This window comes from Pseudomonadales bacterium, from assembly GCA_041395945.1.
Lineage (GTDB): Bacteria > Pseudomonadota > Gammaproteobacteria > Pseudomonadales > Azotimanducaceae > SZUA-309.
In genome coordinates this window covers 307,206-330,951 of the sequence record JAWKZN010000002.1, presented here as the reverse complement: position 1 = coordinate 330,951, position 23,746 = coordinate 307,206, and the positions used below count along the sequence as shown (strand labels likewise).

The window sequence follows — 23,746 nt, the reverse complement described above, 5'->3', positions numbered from 1 at the left end:
TGGTATTTAATGTTGAACTGCATGAATTGGATGTAAGTGCCCGCGAACGTAAGGAAATTTTACCGTGCTGGGATTCCTGAGTAAGAAGTCCAATATCCTTCTTGGATTAGATATCAGCTCCACTTCCGTAAAGCTGCTCGAACTTTCCAAGACCAACGACCGGTACAGGGTCGAAGCCTACGCGGTGGAGCCTCTGCCGCCTAATGCCGTGGTCGAGAAGAATATTAGCGATGTGGAAGGGGTAGGTGAAGCAATCAAACGGGTGATCAGCCGTTCGAAATGCGGATCCCGGGCTGCCGCAGTCGCGGTTGCCGGCTCTGCCGTCATTACCAAGACCATAGAGATGGATGCCGGCCTGTCCGATGAGGAGATGGAAAACCAGATCACCGTCGAGGCGGATCAGTACATTCCGTATCCGCTGGATGAAGTCGCCATCGACTTCGAAATTCAGGGCCTTTCCGAGCGCAATCCGGATCAGGTGGAAGTTCTGCTCGCAGCCTGCCGGAAGGAAAACGTCGAAATGCGGGAGGCGGCACTGGACCTGGGCCAGGTAAAGCCTGCCGTGGTGGATATCGAAGCACACGCCATGAAGCGCGCGTTCGAACTGCTGAAGCCCCAGCTGGGTGGGAACGCGGATGACATGGTGGTCGCAATCATAGACATCGGCGCGACCATGACCACGCTCTCAGTGCTGGCGGACGACCGCTCGATATACACCCGGGAACAGCTTTTCGGGGGCAAACAGCTCACGGAAGAAATTCAGCGCCGCTACAGCCTTTCCTTCGAGGAGGCGGGCCTTGCCAAGAAGCAGGGTGGTCTTCCGGATGACTATGAAGAGGAAGTGCTGCAGCCTTTCAAGGAGGCTGTGCTCCAGCAGGTGACCCGCTCGCTGCAGTTTTTCTTTTCTTCTTCCCAATACGACGATGTGGACTACATCGTGCTGGCTGGGGGCACCTCCTCCATCGATGGTCTCTCAGAGATGATTGAGAACAAGCTCGGCACGCCGACCATCATTGCCAATCCCTTCGGAGAAATGTCGCTCTCCAGCAAGGTCGATGCGGACGCTCTGGCGAATGATGCTCCGGCGATGATGATTTCCTGCGGCCTGGCCATGAGGAGCTTCGACTAGATGGCACATATCAACCTGCTTCCCTGGCGCGACTGGGAACGCGAGCGGAAAAAGAAGGAATTCTTCGGCAACCTGGCCGGTGTTCTGGTGCTGGGCGCGATGCTCGTCTTCCTCGGGGGATGGGTGCTCGACAACAACATTGAAAACCAGCAGAACCGCAACGGCTTTCTTGAAACAAAAATCGCAGCACTCGATCAGCGCATCGCGGAGATCCAGAATCTGCGCAAGCAGCGTCAGGAACTCCTCGAACGGATGCGGGTGATCCAGGAGCTGCAGGGCAACCGGCCGGTGATCGTGAAAGTTTTCGATGAGATGGTGCGGACGCTGTCGAAGGGCGTGCACTACAGAAAGCTGGAGATGGCCGGGCACAATCTCAAGGTCCAGGGCGCGGCAGAATCCAACAATCGCATTTCTTCCCTGATGCGCAATCTCGATGAGTCTGAGTGGTTCGCGTCACCGAATCTTCGCAGCATCAAGGAAGATCCGAAGAATGCGGATTACGGCCCGCAAGCCAGTACCTTCGATCTGACCTTCGTTCAGGTCAGTCCCGGCCAGGCAGCTGAACAGGCCGAGGGGGGTTAATCGAATGGCTTTGCAGGACACACTCGAACAGCTCCGGAACTTTGATATCAATGATCTGGACGTCAACAACATCGGAGCATGGCCGACCGCCGTAAAAGCCATCATCATGACGCTGCTGCTGGCGCTCATTCTGGGCTGTGGCTACTACTTCTATCTGACCGACAAGCAGCGCACACTCGAGCAGGTTGCCGCCAAAGAACTGGATCTGCGCCGGGACTACGAGAGCAAGAGCCGTCAGGCGGCGAATCTCGAAGAACTCCGGGCACAGAAGCTGGAGATGGAAGCCACATTCGGAGCTCTGCTCAAGCAGCTGCCGAAAGATACGGAAGTTCCGGGTCTGCTGGACGACATTACGCGTACGGCTGTGGACAATGAACTCACCATCGAGAGTATCGATCTGGGTGAAGAGAAGCGCACCGAATTCTATGCGGAACTGCCCATCAACATCGTAGTTGAGGGTAACTATCACAAGATCGGTTCCTTCGTCAGCGGGGTGGCAGCGCTTTCCCGAATCGTCACGCTGCACGACTTCAATATTCAACCGCAGGGCTCGCCGGACTTTCTGAAAATGTCGATCCTTGCGAAGACCTATCGCTACCTGGATGTGGCTCAGTGATGGGCATGGCAAGGTTGGGCTTGGTAAGGATGACCAAAATGCTGAGTGAATCTCTGTCTGCATGGTCGGGGTCTCTCTTCCGGGGGCTGGGGCTGCTGTTTTTTGCCGTGCTGGCTTCAGGTTGCAGCTCGAATGACGACTTCTCCGATCTGCAGGCATTCATGGATGAGGTGGATGCCCGGCCCAAGGGGACCATCGAGCCGCTCCCCTCTTTCGAGCAGGTGGAGCCCTTCGCATACAATGCCAGCGGCCTGCGCAGCCCGTTCGAACCACCGGTAGTGGTGCGGGTGCCGGATCGCCCGGACGGCGGGCCGGAAGTCACGCCCAACTTCAACAGGGTCAAGCAGTATCTCGAGCAGTTCGCCATATCGTCGCTGTCCATGGTGGGTACCCTCTCCCAGGGCAGTGCGATGTATGCTCTCATCAAGGATGGCGAGGGTGGCGTGCATCGTGTACAGGCCGGGGATTACATCGGCACGGATCACGGCAGGATTCAGACTATCGACGAAACGGAAATTGAACTCGTCGAGATTGTCCCGAACGGAACGGGTGGCTGGGTGGAACGCCTTCGCACCGTCAGTTTGGGTCTTGGAAACAGAGGATGAAAATAATGATCAGCTCTTTGGCAAACTCTATGGCTGACTCCTTAGCTGACGGAGGCAACGCGAATTTCAAGGACACCGCGAAGCGGCTGCTCGGGCTGCTGGCGATCCTGTTCGTCGCTCCTGCCTGGGCTGCATCGACGCTCGAGTCGATCGAGTTCTCCTCACTTCCAGGTGACAAAACAGAAATCCGCCTGCAGTTCGACGGCACACCGCCGGAGCCCACCGGCTATACCATCGAAAAACCCGCCCGGATCGTGCTCGATATGCCAGGCGTGCAGAGCACGCTTGATGAGAAGCACCACGATCTGGGTATTGGCAATGCGCGTCGGGTTTCGGTGATATCCACCAAGGACCGCACCCGGGCCATTGTGAACCTCACCGAGCTGGTCGGATACGAGACCGAGATTCAGGGGAACACTCTCTATGTGACTGTCGGGGGGGGCGTTTCCTCCGGGATGCCGGCATCACAGCAGCTCAGTTCCGCAACCGACTCCAGTTTTCAGTCGCGCTCACTCAAGGAATCCCGGATCACCGGCGTGGATTTCCGTCGCGGCGATTCGGGTGATGGCCGGATTATCGTGCAGCTGTCCAATCCGAAGGCGCCGGTCAACGTCACCAGTTCTTCCGGTAAGGTCAAGGTTGAAGTACGCAACACGGAGCTTCCGGCTGAATTCCGCCGGCGCCTCGATGTGAGGGACTTCGCGACCCCGGTGAGCATCGTCGATGCACTGCAGGAGGGCGAGCACACCACCTTCACGGTGACCGCCAATGGTGATTATGACTATCTCGCCTATCAGGCGGACAACACGCTGACCATCAATGTCCGTCCGCTGACGAACAGAGAGGTCGAGCAGCGTAAGGACCTGTTCAAGTACACGGGCGAGAAGCTCTCTCTGAATTTCCAGGACATCGAGGTTCGTTCGGTTCTGCAGCTCATTGCCGACTTCACCGATCTGAACCTGGTTGCCAGTGACACCGTAAGCGGTCGCATCACCCTGCGGCTGAAGAACGTGCCCTGGGATCAGGCGCTGGAACTGATTCTGAAGACCAAGGGCCTCGACAAGCGTCAGGTGGGCAACGTCCTGCTGGTCGCACCCGCCGCTGAAATTGCGGCACGGGAAAAACTCGAACTCGAAAACCAGAAGCAGATTTCGGAACTCGCACCGCTTCGGACTGAATTCATTCAGATCCGCTATGCAAGTGCGACTCAGCTCTTTGAGCTTTTCAACAGTGCGGGTGGATCCACTCAGTCGGTGCTTTCCGAGCGTGGCAGTGTGATTGTCGATGAGCGTACTAATGCGATCATCCTCACCGAGACCGCTGATCGCCTGGAGGAATTCCGGCGCGTGATCAACCAGCTGGATGTTCCGGTACGGCAGGTGCTTATCGAGGCGCGCATCGTGACGGCATCCGATACCTTCTCCGAAGAACTCGGCATACGCTGGGGCGGTGCGGCTCTCGACGATGATGGTGACACCGCTGTGAGAATAGGCGGTTCACTGCAGACGCTGAATGAACTGCAGACAGGCAGCGCAGTTACCTCACCTGAGTATCTGGCTGTAGACCTGGGTTCTACCTCGGGAAGTGCCACGACCTTCGGCATCGGCGTCACCGGCGCGGATTACATTCTCGACCTCGAGCTGTCGGCGCTGGTGTCGGATGGGAAGGCGGAAGTGGTTGCCCGACCCAAGGTGATCACCGCCGATAAGTCGCCTGCCACCATCGAATCCGGTGTGGAGATTCCCTATCAGGAGGCCACCAGCAGCGGCGCGACCTCGACATCCTTCAAGGACGCCACCCTGGCCCTGGAAGTGACGCCGCAGATCACGCCGGATGACCGGATCATCATGGAGCTGAATGTCAAACAGGACACGGTCGGTCAGGTGTTCAACGGAGTGCCCTCCATTAATACCAATCAGATCGAGACCCTGGTACTGGTTGATAACGGTCAGACGGTTGTCCTGGGCGGCATCTTCCAGACCGACAAGAACATCTCGGTCACCAAGACCCCCTTCATCGGCGACCTGCCCTACATCGGACGGCTGTTCCGCAGAACGCTGGAGCGGGATGACAAGACCGAGCTGCTGATCTTCATCACTCCGAGGATCATCCAGGACAGCGTCACGTCGCTCTGACGTCCGCTAAGGACTACACTAGACGGCGCCATATGGCGCCGTTTTTTTATGAGCGATCAAAGCATTTTCATCGTCGGTCTGATGGCTGTGGGTAAGAGCACCGTCGGACGTCTGCTCGCCCAGGCGCTGGGCTACGAGTTTTTCGATACCGATCATGAGATCGAAAAGCGGGCCGGGGCAAACATCGCCTGGATATTCGACGTGGAAGGAGAAGCGGGGTTCCGGGAGCGGGAAACCCAGGTTCTCGATGATCTGACCAGCCGGCCGGCTGTCGTGGTGGCAACCGGAGGCGGGGCTGTGGTTCGTCAGGAGAATCGCTGCATGCTGGCCGCTCGGGGCTGTGTGCTGCACCTGGACAGCCCGCTGGAGAGGCTTCTGGAGCGCACCGCGAAAGATCGGAAGCGGCCGTTGTTGCAGCACGTCGACAGAGCCGCGACACTGACCAGGCTGCGTGAAGAACGGGATCCGCTGTATCAGGAAATCGCCGACTACCGGTTCCTCACCGATCGACAGACCCCGAAAACACTCGTGCGCGACATCGTGCGGCAACTCAAGGAAGACAGCATCGTATGAGCAGCGCGCGGAGCGGCGCAATGAGCAGCACACCAGGCATTGCGCGGACAGTCCTGGTGGATCTGGGCGAGCGCAGCTACCCGATTTTCATCGGAACCGGGATGCTGGCCGCCGGTCGCGAGTCAGCCCGGGACATTCTGCGTCAGTACATTGCAGGCAGCCAGGTGGCGATCGTAACCAACGATGTGGTTGGTCCTCTCATGCTGGAGGGGTTGCGCGGTCTGCTCGATAGCAATGCGCAGGTGGATGTGTTCACCCTGCCGGACGGTGAAGCTCAGAAGAGCCTGGCGAACTACACACGGATCATCGATTTCCTGATCACACAGCGACACAACCGCACGACTACCCTGATAGCGCTTGGTGGTGGCGTGGTGGGAGACATCACCGGGTTTGCGGCGGCAACCTACCAGCGGGGGGTTCGTTTCATTCAGATTCCCACCACCCTGCTCGCCCAGGTGGACTCATCGGTGGGCGGTAAGACGGCCGTTAATCACAGCGCAGGCAAGAACCTGATCGGATCCTTCCATCAACCGGCTCTCGTGCTGGCAGACCTCGATCTGCTCAACAGCCTTCCGGATCGGGAGTTCCGTGCCGGGCTCGCGGAAGTGCTCAAATACGGGGTGATAGCCGACAGTGAATTTTTCCACTGGCTGTGTGCGAACCGTGCCGGTCTGCTGGCCAGGGAAAAAACGCTGCTGATTCATGCGGTGGCGCGCTCGTGCGAAATCAAAGCGCAGATCGTGGCGGCCGATGAACAGGAGGCCGGTGTGCGGGCGTTGCTCAATTTCGGTCACACCTTCGGACACGCCCTCGAGGCACTCACCCACTACAGCAGTCTTCTGCATGGTGAAGCGGTAGCGATCGGGATGGTCATGGCGGCCGATCTGTCTGCCCGGCTGGGCGTGCTGCAGGCCGCAGACGCGCGGCAGATCCGGAAAGCGGTTGCCGATTTCGGCCTGCCGGTGGCGCCACCCCCTCTGCAGGCTGAGCAGATGGCGCTGGCCATGGGCATGGACAAGAAGGTGGTGGATGGCAGGTTACGGTTGATCCTTGCCCGTCGTATCGGAGAAGCCTATGTCGCCCAGGACGTGGGTCAACGGGAATTGCGAGCAACTCTGAGCGCAGGTGAATCATTGTGTCTTCTGTAGAAAGTTCCCCGGACGGCAGGCCAATCGAAAAGGAACGCACTTTTCTCGGAATGACACACAATCCCTTCAGCAAGCCGGATCAGGGCTTCTTTGACCGTGGTGACCGCAAGACCCACCTCGAACAGTTGCGTCATCTGAGTCACTGGTCGCGACGCGTGCTGCTGGTTACCGGTCCGGAAGGGGTGGGCAAGACGTCCCTGTACCGTCAGCTTTCGGCGAGTCTGGAGCCGCGGGTGAAGGCTGCCCGGGTGAACGCTGCCCTTATCAACACCAGCCATGAAGTTGTGATGGCGATCGCCCGGGGTTTCGGGCTGGCGGCACCTGCGGATGCCAACGTCCAGCTGCTCAAATCCCTGATCGAGGATCATGTCAGCGAACAGGAAAAGGGCGGGCGCCAGTGTGTGGTGCTGATTGATGACGCGCAACTGCTGGAACCGCGGGCGATCGATGAACTGATCAACCTGGCAGACCGGTCCGGACTGCGCATGGTGCTGTTCGGTGAGGTACGGCTGGTTGCCGGTATTGAAAGGGCCGCGGACAGAGCCGGCGTAGGCTGGCATGAAATCCGTCTTTCCGGATATGGCGAGGCGGATACGAGGGAATATCTGGAGTGGCGCTTCCGTCAGGTACGCTATCGCGGCCGTATACCCTTCACCGACCAGCAGGTGAAAGAGATCGTGAGGCTGTCGGAAGGGCTGCCCGGGCGAATCAATCAGATGGCCAACGTACTGCTGGTGAAACTGGAGAGCGGCGGTTTTGGTCAGTCCCGACCGGGCTTTCCCCGTCTGCATACATCGCTGCTAATTCTGCTGATCATCCTGACGACGCTGGGCTGGGTGCTGTTCACCGACGATGGCGGAGATGAAACTCCCGCTGAGGTGGTAAAAGTGCCCCTGCCTGCGCCGGCGGTCGGCAGCACGAAAACCGCGGCGGACACCGGATCTGTGGTGAGCGGCCCTGCGCCTGTAGGCAGCGCAGCATCTGCCGCCCGGCAAACCGCGGGAACCGATTCGGTCGAAGCGGCAGCGTCTGCAACTGCCGAAGTCGCAGAGCAACCGACCTCCCTGGCCGGCCGGGATGTGACTTCATCCGCGGCTGCGCCCGTGGTGCCCGGGCGGGCTGCCGTTGTGTCAGAATCCAGACCAGCACCCACTGTCGCAGCCTCCGGTCCTTCTCCAGCAGTCAGCGCAGTGCCTCAGTCGCAGACGCCGATTCCTGCGCCGAAACCGGCGCCTTCTGCTGCCGGTGGGAAGGACGGTCGCTGGTTGCTCGAGCAGCCACCGGGTGCGTATACGGTCCAGCTCGTCACGCTGTCGTCGGCAGAGCGCGCGGCCGCGTTCGTTGCGGAGCAGGCGGAACCCCAGCGTTTTGCCACCTACCAGCTGGCGCGGGATGGCAGGACACTGCATGTGGTGGTTTACGGTGTGTTTGATTCGAAAGCGGAGGCAGAAAGAGCTGCCCGGGCGCTGACCGGCAGTGCGGCCAAGGTGAAACCCTGGATCAGAACACTGGCGCAGGTGCATACGGCAATCCGCACGGTGCAACGGCAGTAGCGCAGGAACGGAAGGCCGAAGGATGCGCCGGTAAGCCGGAATCAGCAGGCCCGGCAGCAGCAGCTCAAGGCAGCTGGGTTTCTCCCATCAGGAAGCGGTCGATTTCCCGGGCCGCTTCGCGCCCCTCGTTGATTGCCCGCACCACCAGGGACTGTCCGCGCCGGCAGTCACCGGCGGTAAACACCTTGGCGGTGCTGGTCTGGTACACGCCATATTCGGCCAGGTAATTCGATCTCGGGTCGTACTGCACACCGATCGGGTCCGAAACCAGGTGCTCGGGGCCCAGGAAGCCCATCGCTAGCAGCACCAGATCCGCCGGCCATTCCCGTTCACTGCCTGGCACGTTCTCAAATTTGCCGTTCTTCATGACCACGTCGACAGTGCGGATTGCCTTCACATTGCCGGCACCGTCATCCACAAACTCGGTGGAGGAGATGCTGTAGACCCTGGGATCGGCGCCGAAGCGAGTCGCGGCTTCCTGATGACCATAATCGGTCCGGTAGATCTTCGGCCAGGTGGGCCAGGGATTATCCGGCGCGCGCCCTTCCGGCGGCTGGGGAAACAGCTCGAAATTGACCAGGCTGCGGCAACCGTGGCGCAGGGAAGTCCCGATGCAGTCGGTACCCGTATCGCCGCCACCGATCACGATCACGTGTTTGTCTTTCGCACTGATGTACGCACCGTCCTCGTGATTGCTGTCGAGAAGGCTGCGGGTATTACGGGTCAGAAAATCCATGGCGAAATGCACCCCGTTGAGGGAGCGGCCGGGGATCGGAAGGTCGCGGGGTACCGTAGCACCGGTCGCCAGCAGGAGGGCATCGGAATCATCCATCAGAGCCTTCACCGACAGAGTGCCGTTCTCGCCGTCGCCGACATGGGCGCCGGTCACAAAGGTCACCCCTTCCTCCCGGAGCAGGTCGATGCGCCGCTGCACGACTTCGAGCTTGTCCAGCTTCATATTCGGAATACCGTACATGAGCAGCCCGCCAATGCGGTCGGCGCGCTCATAAACGGTAACACTGTGGCCAACCTTGTTGAGCTGATCCGCGGCTGCGAGCCCGGCGGGGCCGGAACCGATAATGCTGATCCGTTTGCCGGAACGCTCCAGCGGTGGCGTGGGCACAATCCACCCTTCGGCATAGCCGCGGTCGACGATGGCCATCTCGATGTTCTTGATAGTGACCGCCGGGTCCGTGATGCCCAGCACACAGGCGCCTTCGCAGGGTGCCGGGCAGACCCGGCCGGTGAACTCCGGGAAATTATTGGTTTTGTGCAGGCGATCCAGGGCGGCCCGCCAGCGGCCGCGATAGACCAGGTCGTTCCACTCCGGAATCAGATTGTGAATCGGGCAACCTTCGTTTGACTGGCAGAACGGCACCCCGCAGTCCATGCAGCGCGATCCCTGGATCTCCAGTTGCGCAGTGTCGTGCTCGGTGTAAATCTCCTTGAAGTCGAGCAGGCGGGAGCCAGGCTCCCGGTACGACTCGGTCCTGCGCTCGAACTCAATGAAACCGGTGACTTTTCCCATAACTACCTGAAGAACCTTCTGATTAACCCGCGCAGTCGCTCTTTACTGCGCGCTGACTCTCTTCACCCTGCGCTGACTCTTTTCAACCCGCGCTGACTCTTTTCAACCCGCGCTGACTCTTTTCAACCCGCGCTGACGGCGTCGCGCTGTTCGAGGACCCGTTTGTAGTCGGTAGGCATCACCTTCACGAATTCCCGAAGGCTGCGTTCCCAGTTGTCCAGCACGGCGCGAGCGACACTGGATTCGGTGTATCGATAGTGGTTCTCGATCAGGGTCTTGAGCTCGGCGATATCTGCCGAAGCCTCGACCGCTTCGAGCTCTACACCTTCCATGTTGCACTGGCGCGGGAACTGTCTGCGGGGATCCCACACATAGGCCATTCCTCCGCTCATACCGGCAGCGAAGTTGCGCCCGGTGGGCCCGAGGATGACAACTCTGCCACCGGTCATGTACTCACAGCCGTGATCTCCGACACCTTCGATCACCGCGCTGGCTCCGCTGTTGCGGACGCAGAAGCGTTCGGCGGCCACCCCGCGCAGATAACACTCACCACTGGTGGCGCCATAAAGCACGACGTTGCCCACGAGGATGTTTTCTTCGGGTTTGAACAGGCAGTCCTTCGGCGGGTAGATCACGACACGCCCCCCTGACAGACCCTTGCCGACATAATCGTTGGCATCGCCTTCCACTTCCAGCGTTACCCCTTTTGCCAGCCAGGCGCCGAAACTCTGGCCCGCACTGCCGTGGAATTTGAAGTGGATGGTGTCGTCGGGCAGCATCTGTGGACCGACTTCGCGAATGATCCTGTTGGAAAGCATCGCGCCCACGACCCGGTTGGTGTTCACAATGGTCAGCTCATCGTAGACCTTCTCTCCCCGGGCGATCGCAGGTTCGGCCAGTTCCATCAGCTCGTTGTCGAGAGCCGATTTCAGCATGTGATCCTGCTGGTGAATCGCATAGGAACCGAGAAATTCGGGTGGTACCTTCGCCGGGGTGAGCAGACTTGAAAGGTCCAGACCCCGGGCTTTCCAGTGGTCGACTGCTGCGTTGACCTCCAGGGCGTCCACGCGACCGACCATCTCATTGATGGTGCGGAATCCCATTTCCGCCATGATGCCCCGCAACTCCTTCGCCACCATGAACAGATAGTTCACGACATGTTCCGGCTTGCCGGCGAACTTCCTGCGCAGTGCCGGATCCTGAGTCGCGATACCCACCGGACAGGTGTTGAGGTGGCACTTGCGCATCATGATGCAGCCGAGCGCTATCAGGGGCGCCGTGGCGAAACCGAACTCCTCCGCGCCGAGGAGGGCGGCGATGGCCACATCCCGCCCGGTCTTGATCTGACCGTCGGTCTGCAGCACCACCCGGGAGCGGAGATTGTTCATCACAAGCGTCTGGTGGGTCTCCGCGATGCCCAGTTCCCAGGGCACACCTGCATGTTTGATCGAAGTCAGTGGTGATGCCCCTGTACCGCCGGTGTCGCCCGCGATCACCAGGTGGTCGGCCCGTGCCTTGGTGACACCGGTCGCGACTGTGCCAACGCCAATTTCCGCACCGAGCTTCACACTGATGCGGGCGAGGGGGTTGGCATTCTTCAGATCGTGAATCAGCTGGGCGATATCCTCGATCGAATAGATATCATGGTGGGGCGGCGGGCTGATCAGACCGACACCAGGTGTGGAGTGACGGATGCTGGCGATCACATCGTCCACTTTGTGTCCGGGCAGTTCGCCGCCTTCACCCGGTTTCGCGCCCTGAATGATCTTGATCTGCAGTTCGTCTGCATTGGTAAGGTAGTCGATGGTGACACCGAAACGTCCACTGGCGACCTGTTTGATCGCGCTGCGCTTCGAATCGCCATTGGCCAGGGGGATGAAGCGCGAGGAGTCCTCACCGCCTTCACCGGTATTGGACTTGCCGCCGATGCGGTTCATCGCCACTGCCAGCGACTCGTGCGCTTCCGCACTGATGGAGCCGAAACTCATGGCACCAGTGGCGAAGCGTTTGACGATGTCCTTTTCCGGCTCCACTTCTTCGATCGGAATCGGACCGCCGTTGGTACCCTCGCGGAAAGTCAGCAGTCCGCGCAGCATGCTGTGGCGGGTGGTTTCGTTGTTCGCATGGTTCGCAAAACGCCAGTAGGCGTCCTCGCTGCCGACCCGCGCGGCCACCTGCAGCTCTGCGATGGATTCCGGATCCCACATGTGAGTGTCGCCATGCTTGCGCCAGTGGAAGTCGCCCGGGTTCGGGAGCACGGCCACATTATTTGAGCGACTGGGGTAGCCGATCTGATGACGACGCTGTGTCTCTTCCGCGAGTACTTCCAGCCCGACCCCCTGAACCCGGGAGGAAGTTCCGACGAAGGCGCGCTCGATCAGATCATCGGCGATGCCGATTGCCTCGAAAATCTGCGCACCCTTGTAGGATTGCAGCGTGGAGATGCCCATCTTGGCCATCACCTTGAGAATGCCCTTCGCCGTGGCCTTGCGGTAGGCGGCCACCACATCCTGATCCGAATTGATGTGGGGCGCATCGTCCAGGTAGCCTTTTGCGCGGACATCCCAGAGGGCCTCGAAGGCAAGATAGGGATTGATTGCGTCTGCGCCGTAACCGATCAGCAGGCAGTGGTGGTGGACTTCCCGCGCTTCACCACTTTCCACAATGATGCCGATCCGGGTGCGGGCATGGGTGCGGATCAGGTGATGGTGCACTGTGCCTACCGCCAGCAGTGAACTGATCGGCATGTGATCGTGATCGACCTTGCGGTCCGACAGGATGATCAGGCTGTAGCCCTCGGTGAGAGCAAGTGTCGTTTCCGCGCAGATGCGATCCAGAGCTTCCGTAAGACCCTTCTTTCCGGATCCAGGGGCAAAGGTGATGTCGATCTTCCTGCTGCGCCAGCCCCTATGGTCCATCTCCTTCAGGGCGGCCAGTTCCTCGTTCGAGAGGATGGGATGATCGATCCGCAGTCGATGACAGTTCGTTTCGGTGGGATCCAGCAGGTTCTGCTCCGGGCCGACATAGCAGTTCAGCGCCATGATGACCTCTTCCCGGATCGAATCGATGGCAGGGTTGGTCACCTGGGCGAAACGCTGCTTGAAGTAGTCGTAAAGCATGCGCGGTTTGTCGGACATGACGGCGAGTGCCGCATCATTGCCCATCGAACCCAGTGGGTCGCGCAGTTCGGTCACCATGGGCTGCAGCATGATCTGCATGGTTTCCACGGTGTAACCGAAGGCCTGCATGCGGGGACGCAGAGTTTCCGGGTAGAAGCCGTGTGAACGGCTGGCCGGGTCCAGGTGGTCGAGATCGATGCGCTGTTCGTCGAGCCATTTTTTGTACGGTCTGGCACCCGCCCACTGGGCCTTGATCTCTTCGTCCGGAATCATCCGGCCCGCTTCGAAATCAATGAGGAAAATGCGCCCGGGCTGCAACCGGCCTTTCTGTATGACCGTGGCCGGATCGACGTCCACCACCCCGACTTCCGAGGCCATGATGCACTTGTCGTCGCTGGTGATGTAGTAGCGGCTCGGACGCAGGCCGTTACGGTCCAGTACGGCGCCAATGTAGTTGCCGTCGGTGAAGGCGATCGATGCCGGACCGTCCCAGGGCTCCATCAGGCAGGAGTTGTATTCGTAGAACGCCCGCTTGGCTTCATCCATCGTCGGATGCTGCTGCCAGGCTTCCGGAATCATCATCAGCACGGCTTCCTGCAGGGTGCGGCCGGACATGAGCAGAAATTCGAGGACGTTGTCGAAGTTTCCGGAGTCGGAACAGTCCTTCTCGGCGATTGGAAACAGTTTCTCGATATCCGCGCCAAACAGGGGCGAGCTGATGTTGCCCTGGCGTGCGTTCATGGAGTTGACGTTACCGCGCAGCGTGTTGATTTCGCCGTTGTGGCTCATGAAGCGATTGGGCTGAGCACGATCCCAGGACGGGAAGGTGTTGGTCGAAAACCGCGAGTGCACCATTGCCAGATGGGAATGGAAGTCCGGATCACTCAGGTCTGAATAGAATCGCTCGACCTGTTCCGGAGTGAGCATGCCCTTGTAGATGATGACTTTGGAGGACAGGCTGCAGACATAGAAAGCCTTCCGTTCCGCCAGATTCTCGTCTCCGCGCAGCAGATGAGTGGCGTGTTTGCGGATGACATAGAGTTTGCGTTCGAAGTCATCGCCCGATACGCCTTTTGCAGCGATGAAGAGCTGTGCAAAGGCGGGCATTGCAGCGCGTGCAGCGTTGCCGATACCGGCGCCGTCCGGATGCACGGGAAGCTCGCGCCAGCCGAGCAGCGTCTGACCTGCGGCTGCAATCTGTGCCTCGATCACCGCCATGCAATGGCTGCGCGCACGGGCATCATTGGGCAGGAACACATTGCCCACGCCGAACTGGCCTTTTGCCGGAAGCTCGATATCCAGGTCGCGACGGGCGACCTTGGCCAGGAACGCTTCAGGCATACCGACCAGAATGCCGGCACCATCACCGGTATTTTTCTCGTAGCCGACGCCACCCCGATGTTCCATGCAGCAGTTCATGGAGAGGGCGTCGGTGACAATCCCGCGGCTCGGGCGACCCTTGATATCGCAGATGAAGCCAACGCCGCAGCTGTCCTTCTCTTCAGCCGGATCGTAGAGACCGCTTTTTTGCGGAAAGCCGTACGCTCTGCCGTCACCGGTCAGTCCGTCCGTCCTTTCCACAGGCGTGGTTGTGCTCATGCAGTTCCTACCTCAAATCTACACATATCCCATCGGCCGCCAGTGCCCCTTGGCGGATGGGCTGACAGTGCCGCCTCAGATTGGCGCGCAACCCGCCGTCTGCTCGGTGTACCGAGCGGTTCGGACCTGTCGGAATTGCTCGTGCCGGTGAGTGCGCGGCGTGTCCTGAAGCCACCGGTGCGCCCGGATCAATCTTTTACCCGCCTGTCAGCTTTTTATATCGTTGTTTTCAGGCGTACGGTACTGGGGCGCGACTTCGTGCGGACCGGTGGTGCCCGGTCCGCACGAAGGGCGAAACATCTCAAATATGTGGCCCCGAATCAAGGGAAGCCCGGCGCATTCGGGAAGAAAAGGGTCAACTGCACATTTCTGCCGGTCAGCCGGAGATCCGATACCAGTAGTGGTGGCTCATCCGGAAACCGAGCCGATCATAGAGCGCTTTCGCCGCGGCGTTTCCGGCGGAGACCTGGAGGTAGGTCATTCCCGCGCCCTGGTCGGCGCCCCATGCCATCAGCTGACTCACGAGCGCACGGGCCAGGCCCCTGCCACGCTGCTCGGGATGGGTGAAGACATCGAACAGGCCGAGGAGATCCTGTTCGATTACCCCCAGCCCGCAGGCCAGGGGCACGCCGTCAATTTCCAGGCTTGCGTAGGCACACTCGGTCTGGATGCCCTTGAGAATGGCCCGGTGCAGCGGCTGGGCGCTGGCAGGCAGATGGGTGAGTTCGGTGTAAATATCGAGCCAGCGCTCGCGACTGCAGAGGTGAATTCGCGGCCCTTCGAAGGATGCGGTGCGCGGGGCGGGTGCGCACAGTACCTCGGTTGGATCGTCGTGCCGGTAGCCGCGCCGGTCCAGATAATCGTCGATCTCACCAGCCGCGCCGATGGAAGTGAGCCGGAACACTGTCTGCAGCCGCTCCCTGGCGTAGAGGTTCTCGCAGTAGCGCACCTTCTCAGGCAGTGGCTGTTCCGATGGGTAAAGCGGCAGGATGCTGTTGGCCCGCTTGGTGAAACCGCCGGAAAAGCGCAGCAGCCAGCCATCGAACAGCATCTGTCGCAGTGCCGGCCAGGCATTGATGGAGGCCTCTTCGATGCGCCGCGGAGGGATGTTCGGGGTCATCGGGTGGCAGCGTCCTGGCCGGGACGGTACCGGCGTGCAGCCCGACGCTCCACGTCGTCGCGATAGAAGGCCACTTCCTTGAAGTCCGCGGCCGCGTAACGCTCGGCCTGATCGCTGAAGTGTGGCGAATCCGCACTGCCGCTCTGGCCGCCGGCGAGCAGAGATTTTGCCTTGAGCCGCTCGCCGAATTCGACCACGGCAACGAAACTGTTGCCGGACCGGCCATAGAGGCGGCGCACGTCGTCCCGGCGCGGGGCGCCGAAGGAGGCGAGTGCGCCCCAGTTTCCGGACGCCATCGGGATCCCCAGACTGGCGGCCGAATCGTCGAAGTGTGGTTCGATGGCGCCATCGAGACGCTGGTAGCGGTTGATTTCGCCCCAGGGGGTGGCCCAGCTGCCGAAGTCCGTGGTGAGTTCAGCCAGTGTCCCGGCGAAAATCTGCAGACGCTGCCCGGGATCGCTGCCGGTACCCAGCCAGTCGATGGTGGCCATGCGGGTGTAGCCGGAAGGCAGCTCGACGCCTTCCAGCATGTTCAGCCCGTAATAGTGGGCCAGGGACAGGGCCACGGAATCCAGCCGTACTTTCAGGTCCCATTCCCGGAGCACGTCGATGGCCGCTGCCAGCTCCGTCCAGCTGTCCGGCTCGCTGCGGGTGTCGTAGGCGTCGATGAGGCCGGCGATCAGCTGCTCGAAACCCGGCAGCCATGGGTCGTAAGCCAGCTCGATGAGTCCCTCCAGGGTCAGGTCCCGGGCCTCCTCCAGCACCCGAATGGCGTGCACGGCCCGATGATTCTCCTCGTCCGGCGCCATGTAAGCTGGAAAGTCCGCCGGTTTCGGGCTGTGGCTGCCGGCGGCGGTGAACGGTGTGGAATTGGCGTTCTGGATCCACCCGTTCGGCGGGTTGAGCAGTTGGATTGTCTCGTCGAGGCTGTGCAATCCCGTCCAGTCCGTAGCGGGATCGCTGCCATCGACGGGCTTTCCGTAGTCGATGTCGGGATTACGTCTCGGCATGAAGTTGCCGTGGAAGTAGGCGATGTTACCGGCACTGTCGGCGTACACGGTGTTGTTCGAAGAGTTGGTGCGGATGTCCATCATCTGCCGGAACTCGGCATAGTTTGCGTTTTTCATGCGCAGATAAGACTGACGCAGTGCATTGACCGGGTCCCAGTTGATACGGGTGGCTACCCAGCGGCCCTCGCTGCGGTGTGTCACCGGTCCCTGATGGGTGCGGTAGATGGGAAAGGTTCGCTGGCTGACTCCGGTGGCTTCGCGGATCTTCAGGCTCACTTCAGAAACCGTGACCGGGCGCATTTGTCCGCCGTAAACCGAATAGAGTCCGGATCCGTCCCGGACGATGCGCTGCACGAATTCGTCCATGAAATCGGCACCGGTGGAGGTGTGCATCCAGCCGGTGTGCTCGTTGAAACCCTGATAGATGAAAAACTGGCCCCAGGTGATCGCGCCATAGGCGTTGAGCCCTTCCTCGCTCACCACATGGGCTTCGCCGCGGAAGAAGAATGACGTGTGCGGATTGATCAGCAGCATGGGTGCACCGGAGGCAGTGAGATGTCCGGCAACGGCGATGCCGTTCGATCCGCGGGGTTCTGCGAAGCGTTCGGCCACTGAGGCAGGGGAGCTGGCCTGGACAGGGCGTGGCGCCTGTGCAGCTGCGGGGAGCGACCGATCCGGGCCGGGCAGTGTGTCTTCCACACTGCGCCCGAGGCTGTAAAAGGCCTCGATACCTTCGAGGGGAATCTGCTCGATGTCACCACCGATGGATCCTTCGAAGAAGTAGAAGGGCATCCAGGGTTCGAAGTGGTTGAGCAGTTGTGGTGTCACCTCGGGGTGGGTCAGCAGGTAGTAATTCAGTCCGTCGGCAAAGGCATCGCACAGGGCCTGCAGCCAGTCGGGTGCCGCGTCGTAGGCGGCCCGGGCTTCCTCCGGGCTCATGTAGAGTCGGGCCCGCAGGTCGCTGTAGAGGGCCGCTTCGCCCAGCACTTCCGCCAGGCGGCCGATGGCCCAGATGTAGTTCCGCTCGATGCGCGGGAAATCATCCTCGGCCTGGGCGTAAAGGAGGCCGAACACGGCATCCGCATCCGTGGGGGCGTAGATGTGGGGTACACCGAAGTCGTCGCGCAGAATGGTGATGCGTTCCGCGGTGGCGGCGAGCCTTTGGGTTTGCGGGGATACGCCGGTGGTCAGGGAATCCTGAACGGTCCGGTCACAGCCGGTGATCAGCATCAGGATGCCGAGCAGCAGTCCGAGAGCGCCCACGAACTGGCGGCCCGTCGCGGTTTCCCGGGCCTGCCCCGGTATGGGTGGGGGCAGCCCGGCAGCCGTCTGGGTCGCGGGGTAGATCATGTCTGGGTTCCTGGGCGATGCTCGGATGACGGTCAGGTTAATTCAGAAGGTGCCGGCAGTGCACGACTCAGAGGCCTGGAATCCCGGGCAGGGTCCTGGTGCGGGTGGACGCCGCCTTTCACCGGCTGCACGATGAGCGGCATTGAGAGGGGCTGGAGGCAGCATGGAGAGGGATCGGTTTCCGGTGGTCGTGCATCTGCTGGCACTCAGCGAGCATCGCCTGTTGCTGTTACGACGGGCCAACACGGGTTTCATGGACGGCTGGTACGCGCTGCCGGGCGGGCATCAGGAAGCGGGCGAAAGTCCTCTTGCTGCGATCAGCCGGGAGTGCCAGGAAGAGCTCGGTGTGTGCCCTCTCGAGGTTGCGCCGCTGTGTGTGCTGCCCTATCGATCCGGTCGACATCAGGGTGTCAACCTGGTGTTCGCCAGCTCAGGCTTCGATGGTGAGCCGCGGATCAATGAGCCGGTGTTCGATCTGCTGGTCTGGTGTGATGTGGAAAATCTGCCGGGCCCCATGGCGCCCTGGATCGCAACCGCCCTGGATCTGAGGGCTCGCGGCCACTGGTATCAGGAACTGGCGTGGGATTGAGTCCAGGCACAGCGGACAAGTTACATTTTTCACCCTGCGGCCCGCTGGCATACAATGCGCGCCCGCTTTGATACTAACTCACTGACAGCCAACGGTTGGGAGACCACATGAAAAAACCCGTACGAGTCACAGTGACCGGTGCGGCCGGCCAGATCGGTTACGCACTGCTTTTCAGAATCGCTTCGGGTGAGATGCTCGGCAAAGACCAGCCGGTGATTCTGCAGCTGCTGGAAATCACCCCGGCCCTCGATGCCCTGAAAGGGGTGATCATGGAAATCGAGGATTGTGCCTTTCCCCTGGTTCAGGGTCTGATCCCCACCGACGATGCCAACGTGGCCTTCAAGGATTGTGACTATGCACTGCTGGTGGGTTCGCGTCCGCGCGGACCCGGTATGGAGCGCAAGGATCTGATCGAAGCCAATGCGGCCATCTTCTCGGTACAGGGCAAGGCGCTCAACGATCACGCGAGCCGTGGCGTGAAAGTGCTGGTGGTCGGCAACCCGGCCAACACCAACAGTCTCATCGCCCAGCGCAACGCGCCGGATCTCAATCCGCGTCAGTTCACGGCAATGACACGCCTGGACCACAATCGGGCGGTCGCACAGCTCGCTGGCAAGACAGGCAAGCAGGTGACGGACGTTGCGGGTCTGGCCATCTGGGGCAATCATTCCGCCACCCAGTATCCGGACATTCACCACGCCACCGTGGCGGGCAAGAAGGCGCTCGATCTGGTGGACATGGCCTACTATGAAAAAGACTTCATTCCCACCGTGCAGCAGCGCGGTGCTGCGATCATCAAGGCCAGAGGCGCCTCGAGTGCCGCCTCAGCGGCCAACGCCGCCATCGACCACATGCACGACTGGGCACTCGGCAGTCAGGGCACCGTGAGCATGGCAGTGTATTCGGACGGCAGCTACGACGTGGCGCCCGGACTCATCTACTCCTTCCCGGTGGTTTGCAAAGGCGGCGACTGGAAGATTGTGCAGGGGCTGGAGATCAACAAATTCAGCCGCGCGAAGATGCAGGCGACCGAGCAGGAGTTGACCGAAGAGCGTGACGCGGTGGCCCATCTATTGCCTGGTTGAGGATGCCAGGTAACTGAAGGGCGGTTGGAGCTACCATGTGGTGCTGCGCGCACGCTGATGCTCAAGCATGAGGTTGCGGGCGAACTGCGATACCGACAGCAGCGCAGGCTCGGACTCCCACTCCACCGCCGATTTATACGACACCTCCACAGTGAATCGGAATCAGATACGGAAGGGATTGGCTCGATCTCCGGCGAACCATACCACCTGGCTGCGTTGTTTGAAGTGGGAGGCGTACACGTTTCCCTTCACCGCAACCCGATCATAAAGCCCAGGAATTTCTACTTAACATGGGATGCAATAGAGGAGATCAGACTAGACGAGCATGAGTTGGTCTTAACAATCTACTCTAGTACCGAAGTCTAAATTAAGCTCCCAAGACAATTTGGTCGAGACTTTCCGAAACACTTAAAGGTCAGGCTCAATCACCGATAGATCTTCTTTTGTCCAACGGTAACAAACGCGATTTCAACAACCGACTAGAAACAACTGGTGGGTCTGATCGACTCGCCGGAATACTCAGCTCCGATCGCCGATTGGAATCCACCCTCGGTCAGAGCGGCGATGCCGCACGATGTGTTGTACGGCGTCCATGCGACCGCGAACCTGGCGGCTTCCCTGTTCGATGCGCACGTTCGATGCGCAAGAAGGATTGTTAAGAGCGGTACGTTTGCGACGACAAAAGCGTTTTTTACGACATAAAAGACAATATGCGTCATATAGCGTGTTTTATATGTCGTATAAGGTGTTTTAGCGACATATAATCCGCAACATGCCGAAGCGGATCCCCGAACAAGAGCTCGATGCCATCCTCGCAGTCGTCGCGGCACACCCTGAGGGTGTGCGTGTCGGTACCATCCGGGAGGGCCTGCCGTTCGACATGCCGCCGCGGATGCTGCAGCGCCGCCTCGCTCTGCTGGTGGAACTGGAGCGGCTGATTGCCTCAGGGCAGCGCAAGGGCCGTCGCTATCGGATCCCCGTCGCGATAACCGGCGCAGGGAATCTGGTCGCGGGTGGTGCGAGCATCGAGGGAGGGGGAGAGGTCTATGTGCCGATCTCGCCAGAGGCGGCAGCGATCAGGCAAGCGGTTCGCCTGCCGATCCAGCAACGGCGCCCGGTCGGCTACCAGCGCGCTTTTCTGGATGACTACCGGCCCAACGAAACTTACTACCTGTCAACGGCGACGCGCCGACGGCTACTCGAACTGGGCCGTCCATCCGACGGCGAGCACCCGGCGGGAACCTATGCCCGTGCGATCTACAGTCGCTTGCTGATCGACCTTTCATGGAATTCCAGCCGCCTGGAAGGCAACACTTACTCGCTGTTGGAAACCGAGCGTCTGCTGGAGCTTGGCGAGACCGCCGAGGGCAAGGATGCACTGGAAGCGCAGATGATCCTGAACCACAAGGCTGCCATCGAACTGCTCGTCAGCGAGGCCGGGGAGATTGGTTTCAACCGCTACACCATCCTGAATCTGCACGCGCTGCTCGCGGATAACCTGCTTGCCGACCCCCAGGCCGGCGGCCGGCTGCGGCGGATTCCAGTGGGCATCGACGGCACGGTCTACCATCCGCCGGAGCTGCCTCAGTTGATCGAGGAATGTTTCGAGAAGATCCTGAATACCGCAGCTGCGATCACGGATCCCTTTGAGCAGGCCTTCTTCGGGCTCGTGCACTTCGCCTATCTGCAGGGCTTCGAGGATGTCAACAAGCGGGTCTCTCGCCTTGCCGCCAACATTCCGCTGATCCGCGAGAATCTCTGCCCCCTGTCCTTTGTGGACGTGCCGGAGCGAGCCTACATTGACGGCGTGCTGGCCATCTATGAGCTGAATCGCGTCGAGCTGTTGCGCGACGTGTTCGTCTGGGCTTGCGGACGCTCGAGCGCACGGTACTCTGCAGTGCGCCAATCCCTCGGCGAGCCAGACCCGTTCCGCCTGCGGTACCGGACGCTGGTCGCCGAGCTCGTTGCGGCGGTGGTGCGCACGGGAATGGACAAGAAAGCCGCGACCGCGCTGGCGCGACAACGCGGGGCGGAGCAGGTACCACCGGCGGACCAGGCGCGATTTGTCGAGGTCGTGGAGACCGAAATAATGAGCCTTCACGAAGGCAACATCGCGCGCTACCGCTTGCGCCCGGCCGAGTACCAGGCCTGGCGGCAAGGCTGGTGTTGACCAGCCTGCTACAGTGAGTGGATGGAATTTCCCAGGACTCTGTATTCACGAGCCTGTTAGAAATCCACCGGTGAGTGGTTAGCGGATCACCTCCCCTGGAACCTCGGTGTGCGCTTTTCTGCGAACGCACGCCGGCCCTCGGCACCGTCTGCGCTGTTGCGCACCCCGAGCAGCTGATCCCGGGCGATTGCGGCGGCTTCCGCCGGGCTCTGATTCATGGTGTGCAGGGAGAATTCCTTGAGGGTCGCCACGACCAGTGGCGCTGAATTTTTCAGGATTTCGGCGTATTCGAGTGCGGCGGCGAGCTCAGTGCCTTTCGGCACAACCCGGTTGACCATGCCCACGGCGGCGGCGCGGTTGGCATCGAGATCCTGGCCGAGCAGCATGAACTCCATGGCGATCTTGTGGGGAATACGCGCCACTGCGCTGGCGATAAGCCCGCCCGTGAAGCCCAGCTGGGCTTCCGGGTATTTGAAAATCGTGGTCTCCGAGGCCACCACCAGATCACACATCTGCACGATCACGTAAGCGCCGCCGATGCACCAGCCATGCACGGCGGCGATCACCGGCTTGCTCACCGCCTCACCCACGCTCGGCACGCCCTGCCACATCTCCGCAGGCGGATCCTTGATGTCCGCACCGACCGAAAACGCCCGATCACCGGCAGCGTGCAGCACGGCGACGCGGTCATCGGAATCCTCGAGCCGCTGCCAGGCTGCGCGCAGACCCTGAATGACCGCCTCGTTCAAGGCGTTCATCTTGTCCGCCCGGTTAATGGTGATGATGGCGATCCCGTTTGCGGACTCGTAGGTCACCACGTCGCTTGCATCGCTCATGAGCGCTTCTCCAGCCAGTCGTTGAATTTTGCGGTGCGTTTTTCCCGGAACGCCATGACCCCTTCCCGGGCGTCCGGATGATGATCGGAGATCGCAGTCTTGGCGGCGATTTCGTCCAGTGCCTGGGACCAGCCCAGTTCCGCCGCGTTGTACACCGAGCGTTTCAGCAGTCGCATGGAGACCTGGGGCCCAGCGGCGAGTTCCTGTGCCCAGTGCATGGCGGCAGACTCGAGTTCGGTGGCCGGCACCACCCGGTTCACCAGACCCAGGGACAGGGCCTCCTCCGCGTCCACGATTTTTTTGCTCATGAGAAATTCCAGCGTGCGGGCAACGCCGAGCAACTGCACCAGCAGCCACTGGCCCCCTTCGTCCGGCAGCAGGCCGAAGCGCAGGGTGGCGCTGCCCATGCGGGCCCCTTCGGCGGCGATGCGGAAATCACAGGACAATGCCAGGGAAAATCCGGTCTGGATCGCCACGCCGTTGATGGCGGCGATGGTGAGCTTGTCGAGGTTGCGTACCACGGTATTGAGCTGCTGGGATATGGTGCGCAGTCCGTTGTAGGTACCCAGCGCGTTGTCGTGCCCCGGGGGAATGTCGGGAACGAGACGGGTGCCTGGCAGATCCGCGTCGCGATAGGCATTCAGATCATCACCGGCACAGAAGGCCCGGCCGGTACCGGTGAACACCAGGACACGGACGGCGTTGTCCATCTGCGCCTGGGTCACGGCTTCGATCAGATCGCGTTTGATGGCGGTGGTCATGCCGTTGAGTCGTGCCGGTGTGTTGAACTGGAACCAGGCGATACCGGGCTCGCGCAGGCTCAGGTCGAATCCGGTGAAACTGCCGGTGTTCATCGTTGCTCCCCCTCTCGGATTAATGTGCGATTCAGATTGGTTGTGGTTTCATACCGCGTTTCAGTCACTGGCGCCAGCACCGCACCTTTGCGATGGCAACTGCCCACGGCGCCGGCAGTTTGGCCGAACTGAGGCCGGGTGAGAT

17 protein-coding genes are annotated in these 23,746 nt (G+C 60.7%); 11 read left to right on the top strand and 6 right to left on the bottom strand.

The annotated features are described in order from the left end of the window. The first annotated feature begins 64 nt into the window (after positions 1–64). From R3E82_18210 to R3E82_18175, 8 genes are read left to right on the top strand one after another with little or no spacing between them, the layout of a single operon-like run. On the top strand, positions 65–1,129 hold the full coding sequence (locus R3E82_18210; protein ID MEZ5552822.1) for a pilus assembly protein PilM: 1,065 nt from the start codon (positions 65–67) through the stop codon (positions 1,127–1,129). After that, on the top strand, positions 1,130–1,711 hold the full coding sequence (locus tag R3E82_18205; protein ID MEZ5552821.1) for a PilN domain-containing protein: 582 nt from the start codon (positions 1,130–1,132) through the stop codon (positions 1,709–1,711). It abuts the gene before it with no gap. A 4-nt stretch (positions 1,712–1,715) separates the two neighbouring features. Then, positions 1,716–2,327, top strand: a complete 612-nt coding sequence (pilO, locus tag R3E82_18200) for a type 4a pilus biogenesis protein PilO (GenBank protein MEZ5552820.1) — start codon at positions 1,716–1,718, stop codon at positions 2,325–2,327. 38 nt (positions 2,328–2,365) lie between these two features. Beyond that, positions 2,366–2,932, top strand: a complete 567-nt coding sequence (locus R3E82_18195) for a pilus assembly protein PilP (protein ID MEZ5552819.1) — start codon at positions 2,366–2,368, stop codon at positions 2,930–2,932. A 29-nt stretch (positions 2,933–2,961) separates the two neighbouring features. Next, positions 2,962–5,067 (top strand): type IV pilus secretin PilQ, encoded by a 2,106-nt coding sequence (gene pilQ, locus R3E82_18190; GenBank protein ID MEZ5552818.1) that lies wholly within the window; start codon positions 2,962–2,964, stop codon positions 5,065–5,067. Between the two features lie 48 nt (positions 5,068–5,115). Continuing rightward, positions 5,116–5,640 carry a shikimate kinase AroK gene (gene aroK, locus R3E82_18185; GenBank protein MEZ5552817.1) on the top strand — a complete coding sequence of 175 codons (525 nt, stop codon included), beginning with the start codon at positions 5,116–5,118 and terminating at the stop codon, positions 5,638–5,640. Between the two features lie 20 nt (positions 5,641–5,660). Next, complete coding sequence (aroB, locus tag R3E82_18180) at positions 5,661–6,788, top strand: 3-dehydroquinate synthase (GenBank protein MEZ5552816.1); 1,128 nt, start codon at positions 5,661–5,663, stop codon at positions 6,786–6,788. Next, entirely contained in the window at positions 6,776–8,341 is a 1,566-nt protein-coding gene (locus R3E82_18175) for an AAA family ATPase (protein MEZ5552815.1), read from the top strand. Before aroB ends, R3E82_18175 begins: the two co-directional genes overlap by 13 nt. A gap of 64 nt (positions 8,342–8,405) precedes the next feature. On the opposite strand, the gene R3E82_18170 is transcribed toward R3E82_18175, so the two are convergent. The 4 genes from R3E82_18170 to R3E82_18155 form a co-directional block, all read right to left on the bottom strand. Then, positions 8,406–9,869, bottom strand: coding sequence for a glutamate synthase subunit beta (locus R3E82_18170; GenBank protein MEZ5552814.1), 1,464 nt, complete (start codon positions 9,867–9,869; stop codon positions 8,406–8,408). Between the two features lie 122 nt (positions 9,870–9,991). Continuing rightward, positions 9,992–14,587: a glutamate synthase large subunit gene (gltB, locus tag R3E82_18165; protein ID MEZ5552813.1), complete on the bottom strand. Its 4,596-nt coding sequence runs from the start codon at positions 14,585–14,587 to the stop codon at positions 9,992–9,994. Positions 14,588–14,963: 376 nt separating this feature from the next. Beyond that, positions 14,964–15,707 (bottom strand): GNAT family N-acetyltransferase, encoded by a 744-nt coding sequence (locus tag R3E82_18160; GenBank protein ID MEZ5552812.1) that lies wholly within the window; start codon positions 15,705–15,707, stop codon positions 14,964–14,966. Further along, positions 15,704–18,067 (bottom strand): penicillin acylase family protein, encoded by a 2,364-nt coding sequence (locus tag R3E82_18155; GenBank protein ID MEZ5552811.1) that lies wholly within the window; start codon positions 18,065–18,067, stop codon positions 15,704–15,706. The genes R3E82_18160 and R3E82_18155 overlap by 4 nt, the downstream gene beginning before the upstream one ends. Positions 18,068–18,230: 163 nt before the next feature. On the opposite strand from R3E82_18155, the gene R3E82_18150 reads away from it, so the two are divergent. The 3 genes from R3E82_18150 (at position 18,231) to R3E82_18140 (ending at position 21,911) form a co-directional block, all read left to right on the top strand. Further along, positions 18,231–18,656, top strand: coding sequence for an NUDIX domain-containing protein (locus tag R3E82_18150; protein ID MEZ5552810.1), 426 nt, complete (start codon positions 18,231–18,233; stop codon positions 18,654–18,656). 107 nt (positions 18,657–18,763) lie between these two features. Beyond that, positions 18,764–19,741, top strand: coding sequence for a malate dehydrogenase (locus tag R3E82_18145; GenBank protein ID MEZ5552809.1), 978 nt, complete (start codon positions 18,764–18,766; stop codon positions 19,739–19,741). 772 nt (positions 19,742–20,513) lie between these two features. Continuing rightward, positions 20,514–21,911, top strand: a complete 1,398-nt coding sequence (locus R3E82_18140; GenBank protein ID MEZ5552808.1) for a Fic family protein — start codon at positions 20,514–20,516, stop codon at positions 21,909–21,911. Positions 21,912–21,997: 86 nt separating this feature from the next. On the opposite strand, the gene R3E82_18135 is transcribed toward R3E82_18140, so the two are convergent. Further along, positions 21,998–22,747 (bottom strand): enoyl-CoA hydratase-related protein, encoded by a 750-nt coding sequence (locus R3E82_18135; protein MEZ5552807.1) that lies wholly within the window; start codon positions 22,745–22,747, stop codon positions 21,998–22,000. Next, on the bottom strand, positions 22,744–23,601 hold the full coding sequence (locus R3E82_18130) for an enoyl-CoA hydratase/isomerase family protein (GenBank protein MEZ5552806.1): 858 nt from the start codon (positions 23,599–23,601) through the stop codon (positions 22,744–22,746). Before R3E82_18130 ends, R3E82_18135 begins: the two co-directional genes overlap by 4 nt. Positions 23,602–23,746: the final 145 nt, after the last annotated feature.

Bases quoted from the DNA above. Each gene is read 5' to 3' on its own strand.
- R3E82_18205 (MEZ5552821.1), top strand. From the start codon at position 1,130: ATGGCACATATCAACCTGCTTCCCTGGCGCGACTGGGAACGCGAGCGG.
- pilO (MEZ5552820.1), top strand. From the start codon at position 1,716: ATGGCTTTGCAGGACACACTCGAACAGCTCCGGAACTTTGATATCAAT.
- R3E82_18195 (MEZ5552819.1), top strand. From the start codon at position 2,366: ATGCTGAGTGAATCTCTGTCTGCATGGTCGGGGTCTCTCTTCCGGGGG.
- pilQ (MEZ5552818.1), top strand. From the start codon at position 2,962: ATGGCTGACTCCTTAGCTGACGGAGGCAACGCGAATTTCAAGGACACC.
- aroK (MEZ5552817.1), top strand. From the start codon at position 5,116: ATGAGCGATCAAAGCATTTTCATCGTCGGTCTGATGGCTGTGGGTAAG.
- aroB (MEZ5552816.1), top strand. From the start codon at position 5,661: ATGAGCAGCACACCAGGCATTGCGCGGACAGTCCTGGTGGATCTGGGC.
- R3E82_18170 (MEZ5552814.1), bottom strand. From the start codon at position 9,869: ATGGGAAAAGTCACCGGTTTCATTGAGTTCGAGCGCAGGACCGAGTCG.
- gltB (MEZ5552813.1), bottom strand. From the start codon at position 14,587: ATGAGCACAACCACGCCTGTGGAAAGGACGGACGGACTGACCGGTGAC.
- R3E82_18160 (MEZ5552812.1), bottom strand. From the start codon at position 15,707: ATGACCCCGAACATCCCTCCGCGGCGCATCGAAGAGGCCTCCATCAAT.
- R3E82_18155 (MEZ5552811.1), bottom strand. From the start codon at position 18,067: ATGATCTACCCCGCGACCCAGACGGCTGCCGGGCTGCCCCCACCCATA.
- R3E82_18150 (MEZ5552810.1), top strand. From the start codon at position 18,231: ATGGAGAGGGATCGGTTTCCGGTGGTCGTGCATCTGCTGGCACTCAGC.
- R3E82_18145 (MEZ5552809.1), top strand. From the start codon at position 18,764: ATGAAAAAACCCGTACGAGTCACAGTGACCGGTGCGGCCGGCCAGATC.
- R3E82_18140 (MEZ5552808.1), top strand. From the start codon at position 20,514: ATGCCGAAGCGGATCCCCGAACAAGAGCTCGATGCCATCCTCGCAGTC.
- R3E82_18135 (MEZ5552807.1), bottom strand. From the start codon at position 22,747: ATGAGCGATGCAAGCGACGTGGTGACCTACGAGTCCGCAAACGGGATC.
- R3E82_18130 (MEZ5552806.1), bottom strand. From the start codon at position 23,601: ATGAACACCGGCAGTTTCACCGGATTCGACCTGAGCCTGCGCGAGCCC.